The sequence below is a fragment of the Dyella flagellata genome (assembly GCF_030160275.1).
In the GTDB taxonomy this organism is placed as follows: domain Bacteria; phylum Pseudomonadota; class Gammaproteobacteria; order Xanthomonadales; family Rhodanobacteraceae; genus Dyella_B; species Dyella_B flagellata.
The window spans coordinates 90,029-112,640 of sequence record NZ_BSOA01000003.1 but is presented as its reverse complement, the minus strand read 5'-3'; the positions used below and the strand labels follow the sequence as shown (position 1 = coordinate 112,640).

Sequence of the window (22,612 nt, the reverse complement as noted above, 5' to 3'; positions counted from 1 at the left end):
GCTGCCTCAGCCGCGCCGGTTGCGGTAGTGGTGCTTTTGGAGAAAGCAGCTTGTCAGCACCACGCGATGTGGTGATTCGGATGCTCCGTGAGCATGGTCCACAAATCATATTGGACGGATGCGCCGCTATCGTTCAGGTAGTTGAGAAGTGCTTGTGTGTAAGGTGCGTTCTGATGCGCTTTGAGCGCATGCTGATCAACATAGTTCTCATACATGACGAAGTCAGTGGGCACTTTCGCGTTCTGATGAAGGTGGTAATCAATGCATCCGGCTTCACGGCGGGTTGCTTGGATGACCGGTTGAAAATGACGGATTAGCTCGTTCTCCTCTCCTGGTTTTGCAATGAGGAAGGCAACAAGCGTGATTTGGCTTGGGTACTGCATATTCGCTCCGTACTCATAATGATGGATGAAAGCGGCGTCCAATTTCTTTGCTCGGTCAAGGTTCACTGCCACCTTGGTGGACTTGGTTGAAGTGCGGCGAAGCGATGTCGCAACATGGCATTACATGAAGTACTAGTCGCGCAGACGTGTATCCCCGGCTGGCTCCGCGTCAGCCATGAATCTTTGCGATTCATCAGCTCACGGTACGCGGTAGATGGGTGGGGGAGTCGTATAGATGATCGTAGGCGTTGCATAAGTCACCACTGGCGGTGGCGCGTAAACCACGGTTGGTTTGGATGCGATAGCTGCGCCAACGATCAGGCCGGCGGCCGCACCTGCCGCCGCCGCGCCGCCGTAGTAGCAGCAGGGTCCCGGGCGATAGCCGTAGTAGGGTCCGTAGTGTTGAACGGTGGTCACGCTGCCGCCCGGAGCGACCCAATGATGGACGACCGTTGTTCCCGCAATGGACACCATGGGCAGGGCAATCACGATAGCCACTGCAACAAGCTGAGAAACCTTGCGTAGTTTCATGTTCGTAACTCCTGATGGATTGTTGGGCTCAAGCAAGACCAACTGCTCAAGCCGTGTTTGCCGGCAGCTTCGGTTTTCCGTATGAATGGGCTGTGCCGAATAGGTGGCTATCGCCTTGCCGGCATGGGGATAAGCACTATGTTCTCTTAATAACTCACCTGCCTGCAGCGCTATTGCGCCTGCTAGTGAAATACGCCTCGACCTGTTCGAGCGTCACATAGCCGCGATGGTCCGTGTCGATCTCGTCGAAATGTTCGGCCAGGCGCGGCATACCCGCCTTGGCTTGATCCAAGGTCAACTTGCCATCGTGAGTCGTGTTGGCTTGATCGAATTTCTGCTCAAACTCTCTCGCCCTTTGCTGAGCGGAAACCTTGCCATCCCAACCGGATTGGGGCGTGGCCGGAACCAACGAGGGAATCAGTACAAAAACGATGGGAAGTATCTTGCGCATGCAAAAGTCCTTGAACGGGGAGAGTGCGCCCGGCATTGGTTGAGTTTGCCGTGCATGCTTTACCGCGAACATTTCCTCTACATTGCGTATTTTCCTTTACAGACCGCGCGCGCGATACGGATTCGAGGCTTTTTGAGACTTTTCCTCCACAAAGCGCACCTCAACGAACGCGAGATGAGCGAGATGACTGCTTTGATATTCCTGATTGTGGAATATAGGCGGCTTTAGCGATATCAAATCGGAACTTACCGAATGCAAGCCTCGATACAAGGATTTCCGACCATGGGTCGGATTTAGCTTGGTGGTTGCGCGACACCCATCGTTTGCAACGGGTGACCCACAATCCTTCATTAGCTAGGGATGCTCTGATCTATTCCGCGTACCCGTCACCGCACTGTATGCGCGCCTCGCAGCGACCCAGTGGCGCACGCGGGGAAGGCACAGGGACGTGCCTGGTTTGAGGAGCGAGGAAGGCATGGCCGTCTGTCTAGACGCTGGGTCGCTGCGAGGCGCGCATACAGTGCGGCCCCAACATTTTGAATTTAAAGACGGGGTGACGTCCAGAAGGCCCGCAGGCCGTGCCCCGCGGCTTGAACAGACGGCCAGTCTGTCCTGTGCCGCGCGACACACCCTGCGGGCCTTCTGGACGTCATGCCGGGCACGTGGAATAGATCAGAGCATCCCTAGGGCAACCAGAATCCGGTGAGTCCGCGCGATACGCGGTGGCACCATTGGTCCTTGTATTCCGTATTGGCCTTGCCGTAGCTGTAAATGAGCAGCTTGCCGCTTTGTCGGCTTTCCTCGCAGGCGTTGCACCCGTTGATATAGGACAGCAGCGAACCGGGGCTGAGGTTCTTGAGCGTCTTCACCACGCCGCCGTTGACGTAGTCAATCGAGATTGTGCGGAGGGTATCGGCGCGGTAATTGATCTGGATGGCAATGGGGCGCTGATCCAGCCAGAGCACTTTCCCGAACAGGAATTTTTTCAGCGCCGCAAATGTCTTGCTCAGCGATTCGGCGCCCTGGGGCGGTCGGTCCCAGCGTTGCTGAAAAAGCTCGATGTAGATGGCCGCGACTTCCTCAGCGCTAAATTCCTGGACATCGCGCGCTACCCCGCCCTGTCGCTCGAAGCGGCGTTCCTTGATCTGGTATTCCTTTTTGCCGGCTTCCAGCTCGTCGGGCAATTGCTTGAGTATGGCCATCTGCTTGCGCTTCATGAACATGGCGCCGGCGATTTGCCGCCGCTGCAGGCTCAACAAATATTTCGCCTTGTAAAGGACATGGCAATGGGATTCAGGGTCGATTGGCAGATAGATCACCGGATAGCCAAAATCTTCCTTGCGGTCCAGTTGGTGAGCATGCAATGCCGAATGGTCGCCCGCCACAAACGCGCCCCATACGGGCGCTGCCCCCACACACCGCCCATCCTTGAAATAACCGCGATAACGGACTTTGACGTTGTGCGTTTCTTCAAAATATTGCAGGACTTCCGGATGAACGATAAAGCTTCCGCCCCACTCGTGATAGCAACGCGCATATTCTTCTGCGCTGATCTGGCTGGTGTTCAACGATCGCAGGCCAGATCCTAAGCGGGAAAGCGGTAAGGTCTCATGGGCCATGTGCGATATCTTTGGGGGTCAAAAAGCGAATGCGATTGCACAACGCAGTGCTTTGAAGCGGATTGCGTCAGCTGGAATGGCTTTATCAACGTCATCATGACGCGGAACTGGCTATGTTAAGCCGCAAGGCACAACAGGTCCAGCCTATGGGGTTTCGAGAGTTCTTTTTTGGCATAGAAGCTCGACTCAATCAGGATGATGCTGGTCATGTAGACGTTGTCTTGGTCCGAACTTTCCGCTTGAGTACCGCAGGTTCAACGCGGGGGATGGTGAACGGCTTGGTCATGGATTGTTGGCGCATTCTTAATGCCCCTTTTAGGGATCTGGGACGAAGCTATCTTCCAAACAGGGTGACATCTCGAGCAGTACCATCAATGCCCAGCGCGGCGGTGCACGCTTATCTGGCATAGCCGCAGCGGGTTCGTTCGTTCTTTGCAGCGAGGTAACGACATGTCCGCTTTTTCGAAGTACGGCAAGGCCGTCGCGTTTTCATCACTGGTTGCCGCACTGTCCGGTGTTGCGTTGGCGGCAGGACTGTCGCCGCAACAGGTGAATCCTTATTCGCCTTCCTACGGCCACGCGTATCGCCATGGTGTGATTCCCACCATGGAGACCTGGCATGTGATGCAGGCTTACGAGTCGGCTACCAGCCATCTCAAGGCGTCCAGCAAGACACTCTATTATGGCGGCGGCAGCAATGACTCAGGCATCGCCAATGCCGGCGTCACCAGCGGGCCTGAAAAGGTGTACCTGGTGTTCTACGGCTCACAATGGGGCACGCAAGGATCCAGCCATGGTTTGGCGACGTTCTCCAACGACCCGGCAAACGCTGCCCCGTATCTGCAGAACCTGTTCCTGGGCCTGGGCACCGGGGAGGGCTGGTCCAGCGTGATGACGCAATATTGCGATGGCGCCGCGGCAGTGAGAGGTTCGAGCAGCTGCCCCAACAATGCGAATTTCATTCCGTATCCGGCCGGAGGGGCGGTGCTGGCTGGTGTGTGGTACGACAATGGCGCGCCATCGCCGCAGCGGGCGACGACGGCACAGTTGACGCAGGAGGCGCTCAACGCTTCGGCACACTTCGGTAACACGACTGCCGCGTCCAACCGCTATGTGCAATACGTGATCCTGTCGCCGACCGGAACCAATCCGGATGGCTTCAATGCCGGTGCCAATTTCTGCGCCTGGCACAATTACACGGCGTCGTCGGCCGGAAACGTGGCGTATACCAACATGCCCTACGTCTACGATGCGGGCGCAAGTTGCGGCCAGAACTTCGTCAATGCGGGCGTGGGTGGCGTTGCTGACGGCTTTTCCATCGTGGAAGGCCATGAGTATGCCGAGACGATCACCGATCAATTTCCTTCTTCCGGCTGGGTCACCAAACGTGGCAGCGAAACCGGGGACGTTTGCGCATGGATCAGTTCGGGGCAGGGGGCGTCGGGAAACGTGATGATGAAGACCGGTGCTTTCGCGATGCAGAGTACCTATTCCAACAAGAGCGGCGCCTGTGAGCTGACGCTGTAGACGGGCCGCTGGTTTCCGCCCTGTTCGCGCGCGGTTTTGCCGGGCTCGATGAGGGTGACTGATTGCACGGGATGAATAGGCAGTCAGCGATTCGGACTGCCAATAGTGGGTACTCGTGTTGCCGGTGCGGGCGATCCAATCGTAATTGTCGTGGCTGTCGTGCGCGATTCGCTCTGCGAAAGGAATAGATATGCACAAGCTTGCAAGGCGATACGTGCGCGTATGTTCTCGAGGCACACAGAAGTTGTTTTTGCCGAGATCATCCGTTACGGTCACGCAAGTTCGCCACTGGGAGGGGGTGAACGGCCTCGTCATGAAAAGTAGGAGAATTTCCAATGTCTCCTTCAGGGGCTTTCGACGAAGTCATTTCCTAAGCAGGATGTCGCGCAGTACGTCTCGATTGGTGTCATGAACGCCCGTGCGGCGACGCATGCGTTAGCGACGTAGCCACAGCGGGTTCTTTCGTCATTTTCAACGAGGAAACGACATGTCCGCTTTTTCGAAGTACGGTAAGGTCATCGCCTTTTCATCCCTGATCGCCGCACTGTCCGGTGTTGCGCTGGCGGCTGGTCAGTCGCCGTTGCAGGAAAATCCCTATTCGCCTTCTTATGGCCACGCGTATCGCCATGGTGTGATCCCCACCATGGAGACCTGGCACGTGATGCAGGCTTATGAGTCGGCCGCCAGCTCGCTCAAAGTATCGACGAAGACGCTGTACTACGGCGGGGGCACGACGGACGCCAGTTTCGCCCATGCCGCCGTCACCAGTGGCCCGGAGAAAGTGTATCTGGTGTTCTACGGGTCGCAATGGGGCACGCAGGGATCCAGCGGCAGCTTGGCAACGTTCTCCAACGATCCGGCGAATGCGGCCCCTTATCTGCAGAACTTGTTCCTGGGGCTGGGCTCGGGTGAAGGCTGGTCCACGGTAATGACGCAATATTGCGATGGCCCTGCCGCCGTGAACAATTCGACTTCCTGCCCGAGCAATGCAAACTTCATCCCGTATCCCGCCAGCGGGACGGTGTTGGCAGGTGTGTGGTACGACAACAGCGCGCCATCGCCGCAGCGGGCGACGACGGCACAGTTGACGCAAGAAGCGCTCAATGCCGCCGCACACTTCGGTAACACGACTGCGGCGTCCAACCGCTATGTGCAATACGTGATCCTTTCGCCGACCGGAACCAACCCGGATGGCTTCAACGCCGGTGCCAATTTCTGCGCCTGGCACAACTACACGGCGTCGTCGGTCGGGGATGTCGCGTATACGAATATGCCGTATGTCTACGATGCAGGCTCCAGTTGCGGAAAGAATTTCGTCAATTCGGGTACGGCAGGTGTTGCCGACGGCTTTTCCATCGTCGAAGGCCATGAGTATGCCGAGACGCTCACCGATCAATTCCCCTCCACGGGATGGGTCACCAAGCGCGGTAGCGAAACCGGTGATGTTTGCGCGTGGATCAGTTCGGGGCAGGGAGCGTCGGGGAACGTGACGATGAGCACCGGCGTCTTTGCGATGCAAAGTACCTATTCGGACAAGAACAACGCCTGCGAGTTGTCACTTTAGGGCTTGAATCGAACCTTGGTGGATTTTCACCTATGCCCCTCTCCCGCTTGGGAGAGGGGCTGAAAGCGCCAATCGGCTCAGTAGGTAATCAGCGATTCGGACCAGTAGTGCGTGCCCATATTGCCGGTGCCGTTGGCGATCCAATCGTAATCGCCGTAGCCCGCGCCTTCGCCTGGCCAGGGATTCATGAAGTACAGCATCTGTCCGTTGTCGTCGTAGCCGTCGAGTACGACGAAGTGTCCGCCGCCGCCTTGCCACTCCCAGAGAATAACGACGGGATTGCCTTGGCTGATGGCATTGGCCGCCGTGCTGTAGGAGATCGCCTGGTTGTAGTAGTACCAGTGGCGGCCACCAAGATTCCAGAGTATGCCTGAGATGCCGGTCGATCCAGTCAAGGAATTAGGCGAATTAGCATTGTCATACCAGTCGAACGAATAGTTTCCACAGGCGTAGTCGATGCCGTAGACCCAATTGGCGATGGCGCACTGACTATCATTGGCGCCACGGTACTGAAGAATCGCGCTGGCATCGGCATCCCAGCACCATTCGCTGTGCTGCTGTGTCACGATCGGAACGTTGAGCTGCAACGCGGCTGCGCTAGCGCACAGAGGAATCGCGAAATTGAGCGCCCCGGCAAGCAGATAGGCCAAGTTCTTTTTCATGGATATCTCCTTCAATGGGCTAACGAGGGGGCGCTCAGGCCGTGCCGGATGCTGGCGCGTAACCTAGCCGCGACCTGCGATTCGGCGAGGGCTGGCACGACGGAACCGGCGGTCATGGCCGATTGCTTCAGCATGATGCGCGCACTTAGCAAGGGAACATACTGCGAAGGAGCGTCCTTGCCGGAGGGAGTCACCTCGACGAAGTCCGCCACGCCTTGCTGGCTGCGAAGGAAGCGCAGGCGAGCAGCGGGCTCGTGCTGGGTATATTGCGAAACTATGTGCGACAGCTCCTGCGCCATTTCGCTAGCCCCGGCCGAGACCATTTTCCATCGGCCATTGAGGGGCGCCACCGTAACAAGCCCTACCGGTTGGTTGTCGACCATCACCATGAAGCGCCATTCGTTGCTGGGGTATGTGCTGGCACCGATGCTGTTTCCAGACAGCAGTGCTTGCGGATCGATGAGATTGACCTCGAAGCCGACGCCGATCCGGGCGCGGCGCAGCTCCTGATAGTCGCTGACGGCGAAGATTGGTGTCCCCGATTTGGGCAAAGCCGTCAGGCGATTGCTTAGCTCGAACAGCCCCCGTTCCGCGGCCTGGCGCTGTGCCGTGCCCTGGGCAGCGTCGATGGCGTCGAGTGCCTCGTTGTTGATCGGCGCGGACATGACGGGTTGGATAAAAGTGGTGCACAACAGCGTGGCCATCATGGCGGGCCACAGCGCGATGCCAAATGCTCGCATAGGTATGCTCCGGTTGAAGTCAAAGCGTTTCCCTGATGCTGAAAAAACCGACGGGTATCCATCCAGCAGGACTCCGGCGCTCGCCGGCTTACGCTTTTCATGAGTGCAGCCCCGCTGAATCGGGCAGCAGCCAGACGCGATGAGTCAGCCCATGCTTGACCGGAAGGCCTTCCGTGGCCTTGGGCGATCAGTAATACACCGTTACGTCGGTCGGCGATGCAGAGGTTTGATAGCCGCACTGCTGCGCAGATGAACTGGCGTCGACTTCACCGGCGAACGGTGGCGAAGCAACCGTGGTGCCGTAAATGTCGGTGACGGAGATGTCGTAGAAGTCCACCGACGTGCTGGCGGGAAATTGGCTGCACTGGCTGATGTTGTAGGCTTCCAGTACGCCGCCGAAAACCCAGTGCAACGGATTGTAGGCGTCGGTCTGGTAAGCGAGGCTTTGGCCGGTGTTGAGATCGATCGAGGTGATCGTTGCGCTATTGTTGTCGCAGGGGTCTTGTGAGCAGGTCGAAGCGACGATGCCTTCGATGGTGTCGCCCGTGTTCACGTTGAACGGGCCGTTGTAATACGACACGCCGTTGAGGCAGCAGTTCCAGTTGGTCATGTGCCATCCCTGGCCGAAATTGCCCCAGTCGAGCACCGGCTGCAGGATGGTCGCATTGGGGTTCGTATTGGATTGCTCCAGGCCATTGAAGAAGAAATTGATGGCATTGCCCGGGTTGCTGGGTGCCTGCGGAACCACCCAATAGGAAGTGATGTTGCCGATGGCAATGTCGCTTTCGTAGTTCGCATCATCCACCCAGCCATTGACGGCCTGGCCGTCCCTGCGTTTCAGCGAAGCAAAGCCTGCGCGGCGCGTCACCTTGCCATCCGGATCTATGCGCGTGCCGTCTCGGGTGTAGTGCGGGCGGGTACATGGCGCGACGCTGCGCAACGAACCATCCACAGTTTCGATGCCGCCGTTTCGACGTAGCTTTTCGCCGGGTTGCAGATGGTGCACGCATGCGAGCGGGAAATAACCTTGCGGCGTGATGACGTAATTCTCCGGCACACCCGCGGGTCGCGCACTTTCAGTCAGCGATGCGACGGTTCGCAGTTGCGGTTGACTTCCAATCTGGTCTGCGGCCTTTGCCGGATTGGCTTGCATGCCAAATACACTGAGCGCGGTGAACATCAGCACGCCCAGCCACGAGTGGTACTTCGGTGCGAATGAGGACATTGATGGCGCACTCCTATCTTTGATAGATGAGAAAACGCAATCCTTCCTGGACCAAGGAGATGGTGTCCGGGTGTCGCGACTAGGATGACTTCTTCCCCGACATGTCTTCCCAGGACATGTGCCTTGTATGCAAGGCGGGCTCAATCTCCTCGCGCGCTCGTGCAGCGGGTGTGAATGTTCGCGCTGTTTTTGTTGACGGCATGCAAGTGTGCGTCATTCACTGCAAAGACCAGTGATGCATGCACAAATGCAAAGAGCGTTGTCATTGGTAATGGCATGAGGACGTTTGCGTTGGCGGCGGTGCAGCTTCGAAGCAATGCGCTCATTGCCAAGGTAGGGATATTCGCCGTGCGTGCGTTTCGGTTATGGGGCCTTGCGCGCGTGCACTTTCTTTTTGTCGCGAAACTTACGCTTTTCGTGTCGGCGAAAAGCGTGTGACACATCTCTTGAATAGAGGCATCCAAATCTGGCAAGAATCCGGTAACGCCAAGTTCAAGGGTGTTTGAAACGGGGCGCCATCGCCATGGCGGCGCTCCCGGTTATGATCGGCGGACACTTCTGAGCAGGAACGAAAGCATGTCCGCAGTGTCTTCCACGCAAGTGTCGCCGGCACCGGGCAGGGGCGTCGCGCTTGTCGCTGCAACGGCGGCCGCGGCAATACTCGGCTCGCTGGCCACGCACGGTGGCGCCGATGCGTGGCATTGGCTGCACTGGGTGTGCAAGCCGCTCGCTACTTGCCTGATTTTTTTGTCGGCCTGGCGAGTGACGAGGCCGGTATCGGAGGTGTTTCGGCGACGCATGCTGTTCGGCCTCGCATTTTGCCTGCTGGGCGACATCTTCTTGATGCTGCCCCAGGATCTGTTCGTGCCCGGCTTGGCCAGCTTTCTGCTGGCGCATGTTTGCTTCATTGCAGCATTCAGCAGCGACGTGCGGTTTGCGGCGCGTTGGCAACCTTGGCTCGGTTGCCTGGCGTTCGGGGCGGGAATGGCGGTGCTGCTATGGCCAGGCATTGCACCGGCCATGCGGGTACCGGTGCTGGCTTACATCGGCGTCCTGGCCACGATGGCAGGTCAGGCATTGGGGCGGGCGTCCTGGCTCAAGGCACAGGGCGATGCCCGGGCCGCGTGCGCGCGTTCCGCCGGTCTAGGTGCCTTGCTGTTCATGGCCAGCGACGGCTTGCTCGCGTGGGATCGCTTTCGCGCCGCGTTACCGTGGGCGACGCTATATATATTGGGGACGTATTATGCGGCGTTGTGGCTGCTGGCCCGTTCGGTCGAACGCCATCGCGCACAGGTGGGTGGACGATGATCACTCCGGAACGCATCATGGCCTGGGCGATACCGGGCTTCTTCTTACTGATCGGTGTGGAATTGCTGCTGGCGAAGTGGCGCGGTCGCGATGCCTATGACAGCAACGATGCGATCAATAGCCTGGGGCTGGGGATGCTTTCGCAGATCGTCGGCGTATTCACCAAGCTGTTCGCGATCGGCATCTACGGATGGTGCGCCACGCATCTGGCGCCATGGACCCTGCCGTCGAACAGCCTATGGGTGTGGATCAGCGGATTGCTGCTCTACGACCTGCTCTATTACTGGCTGCATCGCCTTGGACATGAGGTAAACGTACTGTGGGCCGCGCACGTGGTGCATCACCAGAGCGAGCGCTACAACCTCACCACGGCGCTGCGCCAGACCGGCAGCGGTTTCCTGCTGGGGTGGATCGCTTATCTGCCGATGGCGTTGCTCGGCTATCCCACCGAACTGTTCGCGGTCGTCGCACTGATCGATCTGCTGTACCAGTTCTGGGTGCACACCGAGGTGATCGGCCGGCTGGGCTGGTTCGACCGTGTGTTCTGCTCACCCTCCAATCATCGTGCGCATCATGCGGTGAACGACCGTTACCTCGATCGCAACTACGGCGGCATCCTGATCCTGTGGGACCGCCTGTTCGGCACGTTTGTCCAAGAGAATGACGACGACCCTCCGATTTATGGCACGCGCTCGCCGCTCAACAGCTTCAATCCGCTGTGGGCGAACGTGGAAGTGTACGGGGCGATGCTCAAGGACAGCTGGCATGCGCGCCACTGGCTGGACAAGCTGCGCGTGTGGATCAAGCCGCCGGGCTGGCGTCCATCCGATGTGGCGGCGCGTTTCCCGAAAGCCGGTTTCGATCTTCATCATGCCCGGTACAGCCCGCCGATATCGCCGGCGCTGAAGTTCTATTGCATCGCGCAGTTCGCGCTGTTGCTGCTGATCGGGGTGAATTTTCTTGATGTCGCGCCAAAGCTGGCGTGGCTGCCGGCAGCGGCTTATGCGATGTATCTGGTATATAGCCTGTGGGCGCTGGGCTTCCTGTTGGAGGGGCGGCGCATCGGTATGTGGCTGGAGCTGTTGCGTACGGCTGGAACCGCTGTGCTGGTCGCGGTTAGCGAGCGCTGGTTCGGCGTCGCCCATCTGGACGGACGGCTCGTCGTGGTGATGGTGGCGGTGTTTGGAATAGGCGCCTTGGCGCTATTGCCCATAGCCGGCCACGAGCGCCGCCATGCCGATTCGATCCGGCCGGCGTTGGGCTGAACCGTCGGGTAAGTTGCGCCGCAACAAGCGGCGGCTGTCGGCATGACGGGCCTCTCCCGGCAAGAAGCTTGGGCCTGCCCTGGCGCGCCGGCGTGCAAGCAGTCTGCAAATCTGTGTCCGATCCGAGTTGGAACGTAATGCGGTTTGTTCCATAGTGAGCGCCAGAGGGTCCGCCTGGCCTGGCGTCGTCGACCGAGCCGGATGGTATGTGTTGTTCTCCCAGGAGAATGATCATGCGCTACACACAGTTGTTCGAACGCAACAGGGACGTTCTGCTGCTGGTCGCCCGGATACTGCTGGTCACCCTGTTCGTGCTGTTCGGCTGGGACAAGTTCCTGAATTTTTCGGGCACGGCCTCATACATGGAATCGGAAGGCTTGCCGTTCGCCACGCTTGCCGCGGCGAGCGCGTTGATCATGGAGCTGGTGGTAGGGGTGGCCATCCTGGTCGGCTTCTATACGCGGCCGCTGGCCCTGCTGCTTGCCCTGTACACTGTGGTGACCGCCCTGATCGGGCACCGGTTCTGGGTGCTGACGGGCGGTTTGCGCCTGGACACGATGATCCACTTCTACAAGAACCTGAGCATTGCCGGGGGCTTGCTGCTGCTATGCCTGTGCGGGCCGGGCAAGTATTCGTTCGATCGGCGCTAGGTAGGCTGGGATGGCAGTCCCAGCATCGCAAAGCGAGAAGGAAGCTGGGATTGGCATCCCAGCCTACATGCTTCCTTAGTTTGCAGCGCAACAAGACCGGATCGTCGGATATCTCTTCCGGCAGCCGTACCGTCCGTCCGCTTTCGCTATGATCGGCGCTTTCGTTTGGGAGAGTTGCCGATGAGTGTCCTGAGCCGGATGCTGCGCCACAAGTCCGTCGAACAGTTGCAGGCGGAAGCGGGGCGGCGTGGCGATTTCCGCCGTGTGCTGGGCTTGTGGCAGCTCACCGCCATCGGCATCGGCGGCATCATCGGCGTGGGTATCTTCGTGCTGGCCGGACAGCAGGCGGCGGCGAACGCCGGGCCTGCCGTAGCGCTGAGCTTCATCATCGCTGGTTTCGGCAGTGCGTGTGCCGCGTTGTGCTACGCCGAATTCGCCGGGCTGATCCCGGTCACCGGCAGTGCCTACACCTATGGTTACGCGGTGCTCGGCGAATTCGTCGCCTGGGTCATCGGCTGGGACTTGTTGTTGGAATACGCGCTGGTGGTGGCGGTAGTGGCGATCGGCTGGTCCGGCTATGTGCAGGTGCTGCTGGGTTCGGCGGGCATCCATCTGCCGGAATGGGCGCAGCAGAGCATGAGCGCGCAGACCATGGAGTACTACCTGCAGCAGCTGTTCGGCGTACACGGCGCGCAAGCGATCAGTGCGCCAAGCGATGGGCACCGCTTCAACGTGATTGCCGCCGGCGTCTCGTTGTTGGTGGCCGCGTTGTTGACGATACGCACCGAATGGGGCGCGCGTTTCAACACGCTGGTGGTGACGATCAAGGTGATCGGCGTGCTGCTGGTGGTGCTGGTGGGTGCGTTCTATGTGCACGTGGCGAACTGGCAGCCATTCATTCCCACGCGCATCGTCGATGCCCAGGGCGTGGGGCATTTCGGCTGGGCCGGAGTATTGACCGGTGCGAGCGTGGTGTTCTTCGCGGTGTTTGGCTATGACACGCTCACCACCGCGGCGGAAGAAGCCAAGTTTCCGCAGCGCGACCTGCCACGCGCGGTACTGCTGTCGCTGGTGGTGGCGATGGTGCTGTATATCGCGGTATCGCTGGTGCTCACCGGCATTACCCATTACAGCCATCTGGGCGGCGATGCGTCCGTCTCGCAAGCGTTCCAGTCGATCGGGCTGCACTGGCTGAGCGTGACGATCGCCGTTGCCGCGGTGATCGGCGTAACCAGTGTGCTGTTCGCTTTTATGCTGGGCGCCGCGCGTATCTGGTTTGCCTTGGCGCGCGATGGTCTGTTGCCCGCCTGGTTCGCACAAATCCATCCGCGCTTCGGCACGCCGGCACGGCCGACCGTGATCCTTGGCGTGTTCACCGCGCTGGTGGCCGGCTTGCTGCCGATCGGCGAGGTGGCCGAGCTGGTGAACATCGGCACGCTCAGCGCTTTCATCATCATCTGCAGCGCGGTACTGGTGCTGCGCATTCGCAAGCCGGACGTGGCGCGCAGCTTCCGCGCGCCGGCGCTGGCGCTGGTTTCGCCACTGGGTGTGTTGTTTTCGCTGCTGCTGATCTTCGGCGTGCCGTGGCAAGGTGTCGATGGTTGGCAGCGCATCGGCGGCCTGCCGTGGATTACCTTCGAGCGCTTCATCCTCTGGATGGGGTTGGGCTGCTTGATCTACTTCGGCTACGGCATGCGGCATAGCCGGATGGAGCAGAAATAGGCACGGCTTGCTGCAAGCTTTTGCGCGTTGCGGCAAGACAGTCAATAACTGCACTGCGCTTCGAACTTCGTAAACCATTCTGGCAAGCTGCGCATAAAATGCGCAGCAACATGACCTCTGGCAGGGGAGGTCGCGCAGGGTCTTCGCTCTAACATCGCCGGCAATCCGCCCTGAAAGAGGCGGCAATCATCCTCTGCTGTCCCGGCGCGCTAACGGCTTGGGCAGCCCTAGCCGGAGTTGTTTGAAGTGAAGTCCAAAGCCCTGCGTTTGAGCCTGATCGCCGCCGCCGTGACGGCCGCCTGTTCCTTACCGGTTTGCGCCGCCGCGCAAGCGGAGTTCTCCGGCAATGTGCCGGCGCCGGTCGATCAGCCTTACTCGGGCACGTTGACGGTCAACGTCGATCTCACCGATGCCGGCAAGCGCATCTTCCGCTCGCACGAAACCGTCCCGGTGAAGCCAGGTGCCCTCACGCTGTTCTACCCGAAGTGGATTCCAGGCGAGCATGCGCCGTCTGGACCGGTGGCGAACGTGTCGGGCCTGATCATCCGCGCTAATGGCAAGCAGCTGCCGTGGCGCCGCGACCTGCGCGACATGTACGCGATCCACGTCGACGTGCCGCAGGATGCCAGCCAGCTGGATCTGGATTTCCAGTTCCTGTCGCCGGGCGAAGGCGAGGGCAGCAATTTCGGCGCCAGCGTATCGACCTCGCCCGATCTGGTGGACATGGAATTCAACCAGGTGGCGTTCTATCCGGCGGGCTACTACACGCGGCAGATCCAGATCCAGCCCAGCGTGCAGCTGCCGCAAGGCTGGAAATTCGGCTCCGCGCTGAGCGTGGACGGTCAATCGGGCAACACCATCCGCTTCAAGCCGCTGAGCTTCAACAATTTCGTCGACTCGCCGCTGATCGCGGGCGCGAACTTCAACCGCGTCGAACTCACGCCCAAGGGCGGTGCGCCGGTGTACTTGAACGTGGTGGGTGATGGAGCGAAGGATGTAAAGCTCACCGACAAGCAGCTTGAGCAGCAGCGCAACGTGGTGACGCAGACCAACCTGCTGTTCGGCGCGCACCACTACGACCACTACGACTTCCTGCTCACTCTGTCGGACCATACCGGGCACTTCGGACTGGAGCATCACCAGTCCAGCGACGACCGCCTGCCGGCCAACTTCTTCACCGACGACGATATGCACCGGGTGGCCGCCAGCCTGATGCCGCACGAATTCGTGCACTCCTGGAACGGCAAGTTCCGCCGCCCGGCGGATCTGTGGACGCCCAATTTCAACCAGCCGATGCAGGACGACCTGCTGTGGGTGTACGAAGGCCTTACCGATTACTGGTGCGGCATTCTTACCGCGCGCGCGGGCCTGTGGACGCCGGAGCAGTATCGCGATTCGATCGCCAACATCGCCGGGGAAATGACCTACCGCACCGGCCGCGCATGGCGCTCGCTGCAGGACACCGCCGATGCCGCGCCGCTCACCTATTACGGTTCGGAAAGCTGGATCAACTGGGTCCGTGATACCGACTTTTATCCGGAAGGCCAGCTGTTGTGGCTCGACGTCGACACCAAGATCCGCGAGCTCAGCAACGGCAAGCATTCGCTGGACGATTTCGCGCACGCCTTCTATGGCATGGACAACGGCAGCTATGTCACCAAGACCTATACCTTCGATGACGTGATCAACACGCTCAACCAGGTGCAGCCGTTCGACTGGGCGAAGTTCCTGCGCGATCGTCTGGATTACACCGGCGCGCAACTGCCCGAGCACGGCATCGAGCGTGGCGGCTGGAAGCTGGTGTTCAACGACACGCCCAACGCCGAGGAGAAAGCGTGGGAAGGCATTCGCCACGGCTTGAGCCTGGCTTATTCGCTCGGCTTGACCGTCAGCCAGAAAGGCCATATCCGCGACGTGCAATGGAATGGGCCGGCGTTCAAGGCGGGCCTGGTGCCGAACCTGACCATCGTCGCCGTCAACGGCCGCGATTTCTCCACCGACGCGCTGAAGGATGCCGTCACGGCGGCCAAGACGTCGCAGGCACCGATCGAGCTGCTGGTGAAGAACGTGGACGTGTACAGCACCGTGAAGGTGGATTACCACGAAGGCTTGCGCTACCCGCACCTGGTGCGGGCGGACGGCAAGGACTTGATCGGGGCGATCGTGGCGCCGCGTACCAAATAACACGGCAAGTCGGTCTTGTAGGCTGGGATGACAATCCCAGCATTGCGACGCGGCGTGCATGGCAATGCTGGGATTGTCATCCCAGCCTACGGACCCCGCCCCATCAAGCCTTGCTCCTTCCTGCCGATACCTTGTCCGATGAGAGCCAGCTAGGCCGGACATGAGCGGATTCTGGAAGCGACTGTTTGCAAGCGAAGCGCCGCCGCCGAAAGAGCGGCCGCGCCTCGGCGTGGTCCTGCCATGGCCGGAAGACGGGGCGCCGCAGGAGCCGGTGCCGGCGCTGAGCAGTGCGGACATCCAGGACTGGTTCTATCGTCTGGTGCTCGGCATGCCGAGCTCCGAGAAAGTGGAGATGCGGCTGCAGGAGCAGGTGATGCTGCGGCGGCTGGACGAGCTGTGTGGCGGCGATCGCTTCGACATCTCCACCTTGCCGCGCCTGCCGGAGGTGCTGCCACAGCTGTTGCGCCTGCTCAAAAGCGACAACTCCGACGGTACCAAGGTGGCCAAGCTGATCGGGCGTGATCCGGTGCTGGTCGGCGAGGTGATGCGGGTCAGCCGCAGCGCGCACTATCGCACCGCGCGGCCGATCTCCAGCTTGCAGCACGCCGTCGTGTTGCTCGGTCATGACGGCTTGCGCCAGATGGTGACCCAGCACGTGATGAAGCCGATCCTGCAGGCCAGCGCGGGCATGCTCGGCCACGCCGCCGGTCAGCGGCTATGGGATCATGCGGAACGCTGCGCGCACGCCAGCACGTATCTCGCGCGTGGACAGGGCGACCCGTTCGAAGCGTACCTGGCCGGCATCGTCTGCAATGCCGGCGTGGGTGCGATGATTCGCGTGCTGGACCAGGAGGCGCCACCCACGCTCGGCGTTTTCAGCCGTTCCTTCCTGATCGGCTATGTCCATCTGGCGAACCATCTCACCTTGCGCGCGGCCAAGCATTGGGAGTTGCCGCCCAACGTGATCGAGGCACTGCGTGAGCGGCTGGAAGTACGCGCTAGGGCGCCGGTGACCGAACTGGGCAACGCGCTGCTGGCGGCCGATCACCTGGCGATGATCCAGATGCTGGCCGACAATCACGTGGTCGATCGCGCGACGCCGCCTGCGTCGGCGCGGGTGGACCGCCTGCCGGACGTATTGCTGGAGCGTGCGCAGCAGGAGTTGCGCCGGGCGTTTCGGACGTAGGTTGGGGTGCAACCCCCAACCTACCCGTCAGTCGTCAGTTACGACCAGCCTTTCCTCGAACTTCTCCGCCGGCATCGGTGCGCCGAACAAAAAGCCCTGCATGTGCGAGCAACCCGCATCGCGCAGGAAGGCGCTTTGCACCTCCGTTTCCACACCTTCGGCGATCACGTCCTTGTTGAGGCTGCGCGCCATGCCGATGATGGCGCGGGTGATGGCTGCCGTTTCCGCATCCTGAGTGATGTCGCGCACGAACGCGCGCTCGATCTTCAAGGCATCGACCGGAAAATGCTTGAGGTAGGAAAGGCTGTTGTAGCCGGTGCCGAAATCGTCCAGCGACAGCCGCACCCCACGCTGGCGGATGCGCCGCAGCAGGCGGATGGTGCCATCGCCGCCGCTCATCATGGTGCGTTCGGTCAGTTCCAGTTCGAGCAGCCGCGGGTCGAGCCCGGTCTCGTTGAGGATGGCGTCGAGCCGTTCGTAGAAGCCGGCGTATTGGAACTGCAAGGGCGAGACGTTCACCGAGATCGCGATCGGATGTCCATCGCGCTGCCAGCTGCGCGCCTGCAGGCAGGCTTCGCGCAGCGCCCAGGTGCCGATCGAAACGATCAGGCCGGTATCCTCCGCCACCGGGATGAACTGGTCCGGCGTGAACACCTCTTCGCCGTTCACGTGCAGGCGCAGCAGCGCCTCCGCGCCGACGATATGGCCGAGCTTCGCGTCCACCTTGGGCTGGTATTGCAGCAGCAACTCATTGTGCGCCAGCGCGTGGCGCAACACGTTTTCGATGCGCTGGCTGGCGGCGGTACGCTGGCTCATTTCCGGGGCGTAGAAGCAGTAGCCATCGCGGCCCTGGGTTTTAACTTCGTACATCGCCGCATCGGCCGTGCGCACCAGCGCATCCGGCTCGATCCCATCGCGCGGGAACAGGCTGATGCCGATGCTGGCGCGGACCTCCAGCGGCGGCAGGTGCGGTACCTGCGTCTGCGAGCAGGCATCAAGCAGCTTGCGCGCGAAACTGGCGGCTTCGTCGGCGTCATCCACGCGCGGCAGCAGCACCACGAATTCGTCGCCGTTGTAGCGGAACGCCATGTCCTCGCTATCGCGCAGCACGCTGCGGATCTGCTGCGCCACGACCTGCAAGACCTGATCGCCTACACCATGGCCAAGCGTGTCGTTGACGCGACGGAAGTGATCGAGGTCCAGGTAAAGCAGGGCGCATTGGCGATGGCGTTGCGTTGCCATCGCCGTGGCCTGTTCAATGCGCGCGTACAGCAGGCTGCGATTGGGCAGGCCCGTAAGCGTGTCGTGCTGGGCCAGCTGGATCATCTTCAGCGCCAGTGTGCGGGTTTCACTGATGTCGTGGCAGACCAGCACGCCGCCGGTAACGTTGCCGGTGTGGTCGTGGATCAGGGCCGAAGAAGTCTCGATCGGCGTCTCGAAGCCGTTGCGGTGGAGCAGGATCGCACGGCCGCTGAAATCCACGCTGGCGTTGCGTCGCATCGCATGACGCAGCGGGTTATCGAGCGGCTGGCGGTTGTTGATGTCACGCAGGCGGAAGACATCGTCCAGCGGACATCCCTTCGCATCGGCGCTGGACCAGCCGGTCATGGCTTCGGCGATCGGGTTTAGCGTGGTGATGTTGAGCGCGACATCGGTGGTGATCACCGCGTCGCCGATCGAATTTAAGGTGACCTCCGCCAGTTGGCGCTCGCGGAACAAGGCGTCCTCGTACTGCTTGCGCTTGGTAATGTCCTGGACCTGGCTTACCACGTAATTGAGCTGCCCCGAATCGCTGCGCACCTGCGAGACGCTGACCAGTACGTGCACGACATGGCCGTCGCGATGGAGGTAGCGCTTTTCCGTCTGGAACGCCTCGCGCCGACCATTGATGATTTGCGTAGCCAGCGCTTCGCTCACCGGCAGATCGTCCGGATGCGTCACATCGCGCCAACTCATCGTGCGCATCTGCGCTTCGTTGTAGCCGAGCATGTTGCACAGGGCGGCATTCACACGCTGGTAGCGGCCATCGGGGAGAATCATCGCCATGCCGATCGCGGCGTGCTGGAACGCCTGCGAAAAGCGCTGCTCGCTTTCGCGCAACTGCTCTTCCAGCGCGTGGCGCTCGGTGATATCGGTGAATACGGTGAGTACACCGCGCAGTCGCCCCTGGTCGTCGCGGTCAGGCGTGAAGCTGCCATGCACGTAGCGGTGCTGCATGCGATCGAACAGCTGGCCTTCGTAGCTGGAAGGGTGGCCACCCAAGGCCTGCAGCAGCGCGGCACGAATACGCAGATAGCTTTCCGGATCCAGGACTTCGCTGACCGGCTTGCCCACGATCTGGCCCGGATCGAGGCCGAACCAGCGCCGGTGCGCCTCGTTGGCGAACACGAAGTGCTCGCGCATATCAACATAGGTAAGCAGCGCCGGTACGCTCTGCACGACGTGGGCAAGCAGATCCGGGTCTGACGGATCGCCTTCGACGGGGTGCGTCAGCTTGGGCATGCGATTCCGATGCGCTCGTGTGTCCGTACATCATGCGCCGGACGGCGTGCCAAATGCATCCTCCTGTTGGCACAGTCCAGCGCGCTCCCTTTCACGCCGGGGGGAGGATGAACTCGGCGCCGGTCAAACCCAGGTTTTACAGATCAAATCAATGCAATGCGGCGGCAGGTGCACCTAGGGATGCCCTGATCTATTCCACGTGCCCGGCATGACGTCCAGAAGGCCCGCAGGGCGTGTCGCGCGGCACAGGGCAGACTGGCCGTCTGTTCAAGCCGCGGGGCACGGCCTGCGGGCCTTCTGGACGTCACCCCGTCATTCAAATTCAAAGGGTTGGGGCCGCACTGTATGCACGCCTCGCTTCGCCCCGCCGTCTAGACATACTCCCGGTATGCCTTCGCCGCCGGGGCGAAGCGAGGCGTGCATACAGTGCGGTGACGGGTACGTGGAATAGATCAGGGCATCCCTAGCTGGCCTTGTTCGTCGAGCTGGATCCGGCCCAGCGCATACAGATCGCTGCCGGCGCCAAAGCTGTCCGCCAGCGCTGTCACCAAAGGCCCGAGCGCCGCCGCTTGCAGGGGATAGCCATGGGCAAGCACCTGGGCGCGTCCGGCCGGGCCGGCTTGCGCCACGGTCACTGCCACTACGCCGAGTCCGGCCGCTTCGTGCGCGAACAAGGCCGGCGCGCCATAGGCGGGATCGGCCGTGGCCAGGGTTTCGGCGAGCCAGCCTGGTCCCTGGAGCGGGGACTCCGCTTCCAGCCGCAGCGGCAGGCCATGGGCCTCAAGCAGAGCAGCGTATTGGCGCAGCTCGAACACCGCGCCGGCGAACGCATGCTCGCGCTGGGGTGTTTCGCCGCCTTGGCCGGCAAGCCATTGGGCCGGCGACTGCATCCAGACCTTGCCTTCGGCATAACGCAGCGCCAGGCCACGCGCGCTCAGCGTGGCTTCGGGCCGGTAGGGCGTCAGCATCGCCGCTTCGAGCATTTGCCATAGCGGCGCCAGATTGACGTGTTCGTACTGCACGCAGGTCAGCGCCAGTAGATCGTTGCGGCTGAGATAGCGGGCGTGTTCCAAACGTATGCCCAAACTGCGCATCAGCCAATCGGCGGTGCGTGCGCCGGCCTCGCCGCGGCCAACCAGCTCCACCTCCATGCGTTCGGACAGGGCCGTGGCCAAATCCTCCGATGCGAGCAGGCTCAGCGGCAGCAGGCGCATCGGGCCGTCTGCATAAGCGGGATCCGGCTCCAGCGGCTGCGCCGGCATGCGGCCATCGTGGTGGCCGAAGGCCACCACGTTTTCCAGCTGGCCGCGGGGGACTCGGCGCGCCAGCTCGTCCAGCGTCGCCCACACCGGAAAGCCGGGCCGCAACAGTTCCACCGCATCGAACACGGCACCGCCCAAGCTCAGCCGCGCCTGGGCGACTTCGGGCACCAGGCCGCACAGATCTTCGGCCACCAGCGCGGCCAGTTCGGCTGCTTCATCGCGGCTGAGACTCAATCGCTGCGGGTGTTCGCCCGGCGACAGTTCCAGGGCCAGGACGGCGGGCAGGGCTTGCAGCGAACCGGCGGATTCCACGCGGGTGATACCTGTCTATCTATATGGAGGGCGCAAGTTTAACAGGCCGCTTTGGCCGGCCTTTGGGGCGGTCGTGGCGCTCAGCACGGGTCTAGCGACGCTGACGGCGCGATGAAGACTTTCTCAACCTATCCGTAACCATTCGCTGAGCAACCGCCGTTTCGGGCTTTCGCCAGGGCGCCGAGCGGGTTAGCCTTGCTGAATCGATGTACTGGGACTCTTTCAAGGCTATGGAAAACACGCAGCAGCGCGTTGGCGTCGTCGGCGGTGTACGCATCCCGTTCTGTCGCAACAACACTGCCTATGCGGACGTCGGCAACTTCGGCATGTCAGTGAAGGTGCTGGGCGCGCTGGTCGAACGTTTCGGGCTGCACGGTGTGGAGCTGGGCGAGGTGGCGATGGGGGCGGTGATCAAGCACTCCTCCGAGTGGAACCTGGCCCGCGAGGCCTTGCTCAGCTCCGGCCTGGCCGCGACCACGCCGGGCATCACCACCGCCCGCGCCTGCGGTACCTCGCTGGACAACACCATTCTGGTCGCCAACAAGATCGCGGCCGGACAGATCGAGGCCGGCATTGCCGGAGGCTCGGACACCACCAGCGACGTGCCGATCGTCTTCAGCCAGCGCCTGCGCAAGCGTCTGCTGGCGGTCAATCGCGCCAGGACGCCGCTGGACAAGCTGAAAACCGCCGTGCGCGGTTTTTCTTATCGCGAGTTGAAGCCATCTTTTCCCGGTGTGGCCGAGCCGCGCACCGGCATGTCGATGGGCGATCATTGCGAAAAAATGGCGCGCGAATGGCATATCGGCCGTGACGTGCAGGATCGCCTCGCGCTGGACAGCCATCGCAAGCTGGCGGCCGCCTATGACGCCGGCTTCTTTGCCGACCTGGTGGTCCCGTTCCGTGGCGTGAAGCGTGACGGCTTCCTGCGCCCGGATACCAGCATGGACAAGCTGGGCGGGTTGAAACCGGCCTTCGACAAGACCTCCGGCCACGGCACCCTCACCGCCGGCAATTCCACCGGCCTCTCCGATGGCGCTGCGGCTGTGTTGCTCGCCAACGAAGATTGGGCAGCCAAGCGGGGTTTGAAGATCCAGGCCTATCTGCGCGATGCGGAAGTGGCCGCGGTGGATTTCGTGCACGGCGAAGGCCTGCTGATGGCGCCCACGATCGCCGTCCCGCGCCTGCTCAAGCGCAACGGACTCACCCTGCAGGATTTCGATTACTACGAAATCCATGAAGCCTTCGCCGCGCAGGTGTTGTGCACGCTACGCGCCTGGGAATCGGCCGACTACTGCAAGCACCGGCTGGGCCTGGACGCGCCCTTCGGCAGCATCGATCCGGCCAAGCTCAACGTGAACGGCTCCAGCCTCGCCGTGGGCCATCCGTTCGCCGCCACCGGGGCGCGCATCGTCGCCACGCTGGCGAAACTGCTTGAGCAGAAAGGCTCCGGCCGCGGCCTGATTTCCATCTGCACCGCCGGCGGCATGGGCGTGGTGGCGATACTCGAACGTCCTTGAGT

At 61.4% G+C, this 22,612-nt stretch carries 19 protein-coding genes; 10 read left to right on the top strand and 9 right to left on the bottom strand.

The window, feature by feature from the left end; translation table 11 throughout:
- Nucleotides 1-53: 53 nt before the first annotated feature.
- The 4 genes from QQJ96_RS01990 to QQJ96_RS01975 all read right to left on the bottom strand — a co-directional run bounded on the left by QQJ96_RS01990 (nt 54) and on the right by QQJ96_RS01975 (nt 2,984).
- On the bottom strand, nt 54-383 hold the full coding sequence (locus QQJ96_RS01990; RefSeq protein ID WP_284330251.1) for a putative quinol monooxygenase: 330 nt from the start codon (nt 381-383) through the stop codon (nt 54-56).
- A 198-nt stretch (nt 384-581) separates the two neighbouring features.
- Complete coding sequence (locus QQJ96_RS01985) at nt 582-914, bottom strand: hypothetical protein (protein ID WP_284330250.1); 333 nt, start codon at nt 912-914, stop codon at nt 582-584.
- A gap of 154 nt (nt 915-1,068) precedes the next feature.
- A complete protein-coding gene (locus QQJ96_RS01980) occupies nt 1,069-1,365 on the bottom strand; it encodes an EF-hand domain-containing protein (RefSeq protein WP_284330249.1) in 297 nt (98 codons plus the stop codon).
- A gap of 683 nt (nt 1,366-2,048) precedes the next feature.
- Complete coding sequence (locus tag QQJ96_RS01975; protein ID WP_284330248.1) at nt 2,049-2,984, bottom strand: GNAT family N-acetyltransferase; 936 nt, start codon at nt 2,982-2,984, stop codon at nt 2,049-2,051.
- 450 nt (nt 2,985-3,434) lie between these two features.
- Here QQJ96_RS01975 and QQJ96_RS01970 point away from each other — a divergent pair, with 450 nt between their 5' ends.
- Together QQJ96_RS01970 and QQJ96_RS01965 are read left to right on the top strand one after the other, a co-directional pair.
- Complete coding sequence (locus tag QQJ96_RS01970) at nt 3,435-4,511, top strand: hypothetical protein (protein WP_284330247.1); 1,077 nt, start codon at nt 3,435-3,437, stop codon at nt 4,509-4,511.
- Nucleotides 4,512-4,998: 487 nt separating this feature from the next.
- Nucleotides 4,999-6,075, top strand: a complete 1,077-nt coding sequence (locus QQJ96_RS01965) for a hypothetical protein (protein WP_284330246.1) — start codon at nt 4,999-5,001, stop codon at nt 6,073-6,075.
- A 77-nt stretch (nt 6,076-6,152) separates the two neighbouring features.
- Here the strand turns inward: QQJ96_RS01965 and QQJ96_RS01960 are convergent, their stop codons facing one another.
- The 3 genes from QQJ96_RS01960 to QQJ96_RS01950 form a co-directional block, all read right to left on the bottom strand.
- Nucleotides 6,153-6,737, bottom strand: a complete 585-nt coding sequence (locus QQJ96_RS01960; protein WP_284330245.1) for a C39 family peptidase — start codon at nt 6,735-6,737, stop codon at nt 6,153-6,155.
- Nucleotides 6,738-6,748: 11 nt separating this feature from the next.
- Entirely contained in the window at nt 6,749-7,477 is a 729-nt protein-coding gene (locus QQJ96_RS01955) for a hypothetical protein (RefSeq protein ID WP_284330243.1), read from the bottom strand.
- A gap of 187 nt (nt 7,478-7,664) precedes the next feature.
- Complete coding sequence (locus QQJ96_RS01950; protein WP_284330242.1) at nt 7,665-8,702, bottom strand: hypothetical protein; 1,038 nt, start codon at nt 8,700-8,702, stop codon at nt 7,665-7,667.
- 174 nt (nt 8,703-8,876) lie between these two features.
- Between QQJ96_RS01950 and QQJ96_RS01945 the strand changes: the two genes are divergently transcribed.
- The 7 genes from QQJ96_RS01945 (at nt 8,877) to QQJ96_RS01915 (ending at nt 17,017) form a co-directional block, all read left to right on the top strand.
- Entirely contained in the window at nt 8,877-9,140 is a 264-nt protein-coding gene (locus QQJ96_RS01945) for a hypothetical protein (protein ID WP_284330241.1), read from the top strand.
- A 138-nt stretch (nt 9,141-9,278) separates the two neighbouring features.
- A complete protein-coding gene (locus tag QQJ96_RS01940; RefSeq protein ID WP_284330240.1) occupies nt 9,279-10,010 on the top strand; it encodes a lysoplasmalogenase in 732 nt (243 codons plus the stop codon).
- On the top strand, nt 10,007-11,275 hold the full coding sequence (locus QQJ96_RS01935) for a sterol desaturase family protein (protein WP_284330239.1): 1,269 nt from the start codon (nt 10,007-10,009) through the stop codon (nt 11,273-11,275). Before QQJ96_RS01940 ends, QQJ96_RS01935 begins: the two co-directional genes overlap by 4 nt.
- Before the next feature lie 233 nt (nt 11,276-11,508).
- Nucleotides 11,509-11,925: a DoxX family protein gene (locus QQJ96_RS01930; protein WP_284330238.1), complete on the top strand. Its 417-nt coding sequence runs from the start codon at nt 11,509-11,511 to the stop codon at nt 11,923-11,925.
- Nucleotides 11,926-12,105: 180 nt separating this feature from the next.
- Entirely contained in the window at nt 12,106-13,647 is a 1,542-nt protein-coding gene (locus QQJ96_RS01925) for an amino acid permease (protein WP_284330237.1), read from the top strand.
- A gap of 246 nt (nt 13,648-13,893) precedes the next feature.
- Nucleotides 13,894-15,831 carry a M61 family metallopeptidase gene (locus QQJ96_RS01920; RefSeq protein WP_284330236.1) on the top strand — a complete coding sequence of 646 codons (1,938 nt, stop codon included), beginning with the start codon at nt 13,894-13,896 and terminating at the stop codon, nt 15,829-15,831.
- Between the two features lie 160 nt (nt 15,832-15,991).
- Nucleotides 15,992-17,017: an HDOD domain-containing protein gene (locus tag QQJ96_RS01915; RefSeq protein WP_284330235.1), complete on the top strand. Its 1,026-nt coding sequence runs from the start codon at nt 15,992-15,994 to the stop codon at nt 17,015-17,017.
- Between the two features lie 27 nt (nt 17,018-17,044).
- On the opposite strand, the gene QQJ96_RS01910 is transcribed toward QQJ96_RS01915, so the two are convergent.
- Nucleotides 17,045-19,519 (bottom strand): sensor domain-containing protein, encoded by a 2,475-nt coding sequence (locus tag QQJ96_RS01910; RefSeq protein WP_284330233.1) that lies wholly within the window; start codon nt 19,517-19,519, stop codon nt 17,045-17,047.
- Between the two features lie 452 nt (nt 19,520-19,971).
- Nucleotides 19,972-21,093, bottom strand: a complete 1,122-nt coding sequence (locus tag QQJ96_RS01905) for a hypothetical protein (protein ID WP_284330232.1) — start codon at nt 21,091-21,093, stop codon at nt 19,972-19,974.
- A 230-nt stretch (nt 21,094-21,323) separates the two neighbouring features.
- Here QQJ96_RS01905 and QQJ96_RS01900 point away from each other — a divergent pair, with 230 nt between their 5' ends.
- Nucleotides 21,324-22,610, top strand: a complete 1,287-nt coding sequence (locus QQJ96_RS01900) for an acetyl-CoA C-acetyltransferase (protein ID WP_284330230.1) — start codon at nt 21,324-21,326, stop codon at nt 22,608-22,610.
- The last annotated feature ends 2 nt before the right edge of the window (nt 22,611-22,612 follow it).

What these genes read in the sequence shown, in the direction of transcription:
- QQJ96_RS01990 (WP_284330251.1), bottom strand. Translation starts at nt 383, where the DNA reads ATGCAGTACCCAAGCCAAATCACGCTTGTTGCCTTCCTCATTGCAAAA.
- QQJ96_RS01985 (WP_284330250.1), bottom strand. Translation starts at nt 914, where the DNA reads ATGAAACTACGCAAGGTTTCTCAGCTTGTTGCAGTGGCTATCGTGATT.
- QQJ96_RS01980 (WP_284330249.1), bottom strand. Translation starts at nt 1,365, where the DNA reads ATGCGCAAGATACTTCCCATCGTTTTTGTACTGATTCCCTCGTTGGTT.
- QQJ96_RS01975 (WP_284330248.1), bottom strand. Translation starts at nt 2,984, where the DNA reads ATGGCCCATGAGACCTTACCGCTTTCCCGCTTAGGATCTGGCCTGCGA.
- QQJ96_RS01970 (WP_284330247.1), top strand. Translation starts at nt 3,435, where the DNA reads ATGTCCGCTTTTTCGAAGTACGGCAAGGCCGTCGCGTTTTCATCACTG.
- QQJ96_RS01965 (WP_284330246.1), top strand. Translation starts at nt 4,999, where the DNA reads ATGTCCGCTTTTTCGAAGTACGGTAAGGTCATCGCCTTTTCATCCCTG.
- QQJ96_RS01960 (WP_284330245.1), bottom strand. Translation starts at nt 6,737, where the DNA reads ATGAAAAAGAACTTGGCCTATCTGCTTGCCGGGGCGCTCAATTTCGCG.
- QQJ96_RS01955 (WP_284330243.1), bottom strand. Translation starts at nt 7,477, where the DNA reads ATGCGAGCATTTGGCATCGCGCTGTGGCCCGCCATGATGGCCACGCTG.
- QQJ96_RS01950 (WP_284330242.1), bottom strand. Translation starts at nt 8,702, where the DNA reads ATGTCCTCATTCGCACCGAAGTACCACTCGTGGCTGGGCGTGCTGATG.
- QQJ96_RS01945 (WP_284330241.1), top strand. Translation starts at nt 8,877, where the DNA reads ATGTTCGCGCTGTTTTTGTTGACGGCATGCAAGTGTGCGTCATTCACT.
- QQJ96_RS01940 (WP_284330240.1), top strand. Translation starts at nt 9,279, where the DNA reads ATGTCCGCAGTGTCTTCCACGCAAGTGTCGCCGGCACCGGGCAGGGGC.
- QQJ96_RS01935 (WP_284330239.1), top strand. Translation starts at nt 10,007, where the DNA reads ATGATCACTCCGGAACGCATCATGGCCTGGGCGATACCGGGCTTCTTC.
- QQJ96_RS01930 (WP_284330238.1), top strand. Translation starts at nt 11,509, where the DNA reads ATGCGCTACACACAGTTGTTCGAACGCAACAGGGACGTTCTGCTGCTG.
- QQJ96_RS01925 (WP_284330237.1), top strand. Translation starts at nt 12,106, where the DNA reads ATGAGTGTCCTGAGCCGGATGCTGCGCCACAAGTCCGTCGAACAGTTG.
- QQJ96_RS01915 (WP_284330235.1), top strand. Translation starts at nt 15,992, where the DNA reads ATGAGCGGATTCTGGAAGCGACTGTTTGCAAGCGAAGCGCCGCCGCCG.
- QQJ96_RS01910 (WP_284330233.1), bottom strand. Translation starts at nt 19,519, where the DNA reads ATGCCCAAGCTGACGCACCCCGTCGAAGGCGATCCGTCAGACCCGGAT.
- QQJ96_RS01900 (WP_284330230.1), top strand. Translation starts at nt 21,324, where the DNA reads ATGGAAAACACGCAGCAGCGCGTTGGCGTCGTCGGCGGTGTACGCATC.